At 43.9% G+C, this 5611-nt stretch carries 6 protein-coding genes; 3 read left to right on the forward strand and 3 right to left on the reverse strand.

Translation table 11 applies throughout. The features are described from left to right. The first annotated feature begins 378 nt into the window (after positions 1-378). Positions 379-927: an outer membrane beta-barrel protein gene (locus tag F6K52_RS31330; protein WP_293088132.1), complete on the forward strand. Its 549-nt coding sequence runs from the start codon at positions 379-381 to the stop codon at positions 925-927. Between the two features lie 360 nt (positions 928-1287). Further along, positions 1288-3240, forward strand: coding sequence for a sulfite reductase, ferredoxin dependent (gene sir, locus F6K52_RS31335; RefSeq protein WP_293088134.1), 1953 nt, complete (start codon positions 1288-1290; stop codon positions 3238-3240). Positions 3241-3658: 418 nt separating this feature from the next. Here sir and coaE read toward each other — a convergent pair whose 3' ends face one another. Next, a complete protein-coding gene (coaE, locus tag F6K52_RS31340) occupies positions 3659-4261 on the reverse strand; it encodes a dephospho-CoA kinase (protein WP_293088136.1) in 603 nt (200 codons plus the stop codon). A gap of 173 nt (positions 4262-4434) precedes the next feature. Further along, entirely contained in the window at positions 4435-4557 is a 123-nt protein-coding gene (locus tag F6K52_RS31345) for a hypothetical protein (RefSeq protein WP_293088138.1), read from the reverse strand. A gap of 217 nt (positions 4558-4774) precedes the next feature. Between F6K52_RS31345 and F6K52_RS31350 the strand changes: the two genes are divergently transcribed. After that, positions 4775-5236 (forward strand): DM13 domain-containing protein, encoded by a 462-nt coding sequence (locus tag F6K52_RS31350; protein ID WP_293088140.1) that lies wholly within the window; start codon positions 4775-4777, stop codon positions 5234-5236. Between the two features lie 111 nt (positions 5237-5347). Here the strand turns inward: F6K52_RS31350 and F6K52_RS31355 are convergent, their stop codons facing one another. Next, on the reverse strand, positions 5348-5512 hold the full coding sequence (locus tag F6K52_RS31355) for a hypothetical protein (RefSeq protein ID WP_293088143.1): 165 nt from the start codon (positions 5510-5512) through the stop codon (positions 5348-5350). Positions 5513-5611: the final 99 nt, after the last annotated feature.

Genomic DNA, 5611 nt, shown 5'->3' on the forward strand with positions numbered 1-5611 from the left:
CGTGCGCGTAGCGCATAGGCTGATGACTGATAGCTGATGGCTGTTCGCGTAGCGTGCGCGTAGCGCATAGGCTGATGGCTGATAACTGATAGCTGATGGCTAAATACTTACAATCTGTGACACCTGGTAAACAGTCCACTACCAAAACACAGACATTAAATTAATTGATAAAACCGACTCTCTTTTAAAGAGTATCAACTAATTAGGGAAGGAAAAAGTAAGCCAGATTTTTTTTAGTGATATCCGGATTAGCCAGATTCAAGTCATCTCAAGCTTTTCAAGTATTTAGATTTTTTTTTAGAACCTCAGGAACCTTTTGTTTATTCCCAACGACTTGTAGAGAAAGGAACACAAAAAACGAATTTAAGGAAAGAAACAATGAAAGGTTTACTAAAATCTATTGTCACTATTTCTACTTTGGCTGCTACAACAATTGCTCCAGTTTTACTAGGAAATAGTATGGCTTCCGCTAATCCAGGAGCAGATGATCTCCGTGCTAAAGGTACAGATGCTAGCTACATTGGGGTTGGACTGGCTGCCGGTGTAACCAGTGATGGACAAGGAAATGACCAAAATATTGGTGGTAATATTACCACTCGTCTGACAACTTCAAATCTTCCAGTTTCTATACGTGGTGATGTTCTTTTCAATGATGATAATACCGCGATTATTCCTAGTGTTTCCTTTGACCTAGGCGTAGCCAAAAATACTAATGTTTTTGCTAGTGTTGGTTACTCTTTTGTGGAAGATGACGGAGACAATACACCCATCGGTAATCAAGACGCTTGGGTGCTTGGCATAGGTGCTGAAAGCCAAATTGCTAAGGATGTTTTGGTTTACGGTAATACTAAGGTAGGTCTTAACGCTTACGAAAATAGTTCAGCTGAATCTGTCACTGTTACATTGGGTGCAGGCTATCGTTTCTAAACCTATTATGTCCATTGTCAAAAGGAAAGGATGAAGGATGAAGCATGAAGGATGAAGCATGAAGGATGAAGTATAAAGGATGAAGCATTAACTGTCAAATACTTCAACTGAGGTGACAACAATCCTCTTGTGCATCTACTCGCTTTGGCCAATCTACTAGCTTCAACCTTCCTTCCACTCTTTCCTTTCCTCTTTGCCGGTATCTCATTGAACGACAATGAATGAATTTGGAGAAATTTTAGGATTTCTAAAGTTATCGATCCAATGGGCAACGGTAGTATTAGGATCTAATCATTAACCGTAATCCCGACCGATTTATCGGGAATTATACTTATTCATTTTTTTTGCTCCGTTGAACCCATGGTTGTATCTCAGACTCCTAAAGCCCGCAAACCCTCTAAGATTGAAGGAATTAAAGAACGCAGTAACTTCTTGCGTGAGCCGGTGGCAACTGAATTGCTACAGGATACCACTCATTTTACAGAAGACGCTATTCAAATTCTTAAGTTTCACGGGTCTTACCAGCAAGACAACCGAGATAACCGGGTCAAGGGTCAGGAAAAAGACTATCAGATGATGCTGCGCACTCGCAATCCTGGAGGATTTATTCCACCAGAGCTTTATATGACTCTCGAGCAGTTGTCAGAAGAGTATGGTAACCATACCCTACGAGTAACTACCCGTCAGGGTTTTCAGATTCATGGCATTCTCAAGAAGAATTTGAAAGCGACAATTGCAGCAATTATCCGCAATATGGGGTCAACGTTGGGTGCTTGTGGAGACCTCAACCGTAATGTTATGGCTGCGCCAGCACCATACAAAAATCGACCAGAGTATCAGTATGCTTGGGAGTATGCTGATCGGATTGCTGACTTACTTACACCTCAAACCGGTGCCTATTACGAGATTTGGCTGGATGGGGAAAAGGTAATTAGTGCTGAGGAAGCTCCGGAGGTGAAAGCAGCACGGCAGCGCAATGGTAATGGTACTATTTTCCACGACAAGGAAGAACCAATCTACGGGGAACACTATATGCCCCGGAAGTTTAAGTGTTCCGTAACGGTTCCCGGGGATAACTCGATTGATATCTATACCCAAGATGTGGGGTTGGTGGTAATTACCAACGACCAGGGAGAACTGGAGGGATTTAATGTTCTGGCTGGTGGGGGTATGGGTCGCACTCACAATAAGGAAGAAACCTTTGCTCGTCTAGCTGACCACATCTGCTATGTAGAAAAAGACGATATCTATGACTTGGTTAAGGCAATTGTGGCAACCCAGCGGGATTATGGCGATCGCGTAAACCGCCGTCATGCCAGAATGAAGTACCTAATCAATGATTGGGGTGTCGATAAGTTCCGGGAAAAAGTAGAAAGCTACTTCGGTAAAACCCTGGCACCGTTTAAGCCCTTACCCCCGTTTAAGTACGAAGATTATTTGGGTTGGAACGAACAAGGAGACGGAAAGCTATTCCTGGGGATATCGATTGAGAATGGTCGGGTCAAAGATGAAGGGGATTTCCGACTCAAAACAGCTCTGCGGGAAATTACTGAGAAATTTGCCCTACCGATGCGGCTGACTGCTAACCACAATATTATTCTTTATGAGATTGACCCGACCCACCAGCAAGCCCTGAATCAGATTCTAGAACAGCACGGTATTCAAGTTACTCCAGAAGGAATTGAACCGTTAGTACGCTACTCCATGGCTTGTCCAGCTTTACCTACCTGTGGTTTAGCGGTTACCGAATCAGAACGGGCGCTCCCTGGCATGGTTGATCGCATTCGGTTACTGCTGAACAAATTGGGGTTAGAGAAGGAATATTTTGTGATCCGAATGACCGGTTGTCCTAATGGCTGTGCTAGACCTTATATAGCAGAGTTGGGATTTGTCGGTAGCGCACCAAAGGCTTATCAAGTGTGGCTGGGAGCTTCACCAGATCAAACTCGGTTATCACGACCCTATGTACAGAAAATGCCAGAAAGTGAGCTGGAATCTTTCTTTGAACCAATTTTTGTGCAATTTCGGGAAGAGCGCAAACCAGAAGAGAGTTTTGGGGATTTTTGCGATCGCATTGGCTTTGATGCCCTTAGGGAATTTTCTGCTAACTATGAGCTAGGTAGCGGTATAGTTAATCCAGATGCCAAGCTACCAAGTAAGAAATCCTCAGCTAAGAAATCTTCTACTGCTAAAAATCGCCGTAGAATTAGCATTCCCGAAGAAGTCCATGCTCGTCTTAAGGAAGCTGCTGCTAACCAAGGGAAAAGTATGACGGAATTGGCAGCAGAAGCTCTGAAAGCTTATTTGGGATAACTAGGTTAGCAGGTTTGCAGAATGCAGAATGCAGAATGCAGAATGCAGAATTTAGAATGAAGAATGCAGAATTTAGAATGAAGAATGAAGAATGAAGAATGAAGAATGAAGGTAAGCATTCAGCCGTCAGCCGTCAGCCGTCAGCCGTCAGCCTTGTGGCACAGGCTTTGGCCTTTGGCCACGCTGTGCGAACGATGCTGGGAAGTAACTCAGCATTATTCCAATGCTTACTTGTTTTATTCCAATGCTGTTCGCGTAGCGTGCGCGTAGCGCTTAAGCTGATAGCTGAATGCTGAATGCTTACGAATGAAGAATGCAGAATGTAGACTTCTTAATTCTTAATTCTAAATTCTAAATTCCCAATTCTAAATTCTAAATTCTAAATTCTAAATTCTTAATTCTAATAAATTCTAAATAGTTATCGATCATATGAATTGCCAGCAAAAGCAGTAGATACTTGTTGGATGAGAGCTTCTTTGGTAGAGGAGTTATCTAAAACCTTATCAGCAAGTGCTATTTTTTGTTGGAGGGGGAGTTGGCTGTTGATCCGGGCTTGAGCTTGTTCTTTAGAGATGCGATCGCGTTTCTGGATCCGTCTGAGCTGTTGTTCTGGTGAGCAGCTGACTACCCAGATTTCTGTCACTAAGTCAGTCATCTTCGCTTCAAATAGTAAAGGGATGACTAATATGACTGTCGGAGCAAGTATGGTATCGAGCTCAGATTGAAAGCGATCGCGTACATAAGGATGGATTTGTTCCTCTAACCACTGTCGCTCAGCTGGGTTACTAAAAATTATCTCTCCCAAGCGTTTGCGGTTCAGGGTACCGTCACTGTGTTGCACTTGTAAACCGTAGCGCTGATAAATCTGTTTCAGGATTGGTGAATCTGATTGTACTGCTTCTCTGGCATAGATATCCGCATCTAAAATCGGTAGCCTGTAGGTATCAGCCAGGTAATTGGATACGGTGGTTTTTCCCGTAGCGATACCACCGGTTAGACCAATGATGCGTTTTTGATTCATGGGCGTTGATTATAGGATCGGTTATGAGATCAGGGATGCGTTCGCGCAGCGTGCGCGTAGCGCAATCGCACCTGTTGGTCACAAATCCGTTCTACCAGGTGGTGGGTTACCGCGCAATTCCCCTCCCCTCAGCCACTCTACAGTAGCTTAGGGCTGATATCATGTTAGGATGATTACCCTTCATAAAAATCTCCTCCATCTCCCCATCTCCCCATCTCCCACACTTCCCACACTTCCCACACTTCCCATACTTCCCACACTCCCCGCGCCCCCGCCCCTAGATTATAGGTATTCAACCGGACTTAATATGAGTGCTTCAGTTTTCTTGTCTAAATCTCATCTAACTTTCATTTATTCGTTAGGGTGATTTCAGGATGGTAGTTCATTCTAATAATTAAGCAACTAAAACAGCGATGCAGCGCGGTCTTGGGGGTTTCCCCCACTCGCGCTTTGCATCAAGAAATGATTTAATTCATTGATTCAATTAATTTTTGATTACTAGGAGAAAGTATTATGAAACGTCTAATTGTTGGTGGTTTATCCGTATTGTTAATGGCAGCAGCAACTCCTGGTGTGCAAGCAGAAACAACTGTTGTTAAACAGAACTCTTTAAACAATGCTCTGGTCAGTCAACGAATAGCCTCTACTATCGCCACAGGAAGCTTTATCACCGTTGATAGAGGGCATCGCACTCAAGGAAATGCCAAGATTGTCAATGAAAATGGTAAACGTTATCTAGAATTCGATCAATCCTTTAAAACGGGTAGTGGACCCGAAGTGAAGGTACTCCTTTATCGGAACAGTAGTGTACCTCGTAAAATTCGGCCACAAGACTATGTAACCCTCGCCCGACTCCAGAAATTCAGTGGTGCTCAACGCTATGCTATTCCTGACAACATAAATCTTGATGAATTTGGCTCTGTAGCAGTTTGGTGTCGTCGCTTTAACATCACCTTTGGTTACGCTTCCCTCTAAAAGGAATAGGGAGTCGGGAGTTGGGAGTCGGGAGAAGAGTGTGGGGAGAGGGGGTAGTGTGGGCAGAGAGGGGAAATAAGAAGAGTGTGGGAGAGGGGGTATACAGAAGAATTAGTTTTCGTGGATAGTTACATCATTTTTGATAATTGTCTTGATGCAGCAAGGTAGCGTCTTCATAAGGGGGTTTCCAGCGGGCTTAACCATCTCCCCATCTCCCCATCTCCCCATCTCCCCATCTCCCCATCTCCACATCTCCCCATCTCCCCATCTCCCCATCTCCCTGCTCCCTGTTCCCTGTTCCCTGTTCCCTGTTCCCTTAATTAGTAATTAACGTTTGATTCACAACACTCTGATAAATTGGGGAGATTGCTGTTT

This window comes from Moorena sp. SIO3H5, assembly GCF_010692395.1.
Taxonomy (GTDB): domain Bacteria; phylum Cyanobacteriota; class Cyanobacteriia; order Cyanobacteriales; family Coleofasciculaceae; genus Moorena.

Bases quoted from the DNA above. Each gene is read 5' to 3' on its own strand.
- F6K52_RS31330 (WP_293088132.1), top strand. From the start codon at position 379: ATGAAAGGTTTACTAAAATCTATTGTCACTATTTCTACTTTGGCTGCT.
- sir (WP_293088134.1), top strand. From the start codon at position 1,288: ATGGTTGTATCTCAGACTCCTAAAGCCCGCAAACCCTCTAAGATTGAA.
- coaE (WP_293088136.1), bottom strand. From the start codon at position 4,261: ATGAATCAAAAACGCATCATTGGTCTAACCGGTGGTATCGCTACGGGA.
- F6K52_RS31350 (WP_293088140.1), top strand. From the start codon at position 4,775: ATGAAACGTCTAATTGTTGGTGGTTTATCCGTATTGTTAATGGCAGCA.
- F6K52_RS31355 (WP_293088143.1), bottom strand. From the start codon at position 5,512: ATGGGGAGATGGGGAGATGGGGAGATGTGGAGATGGGGAGATGGGGAG.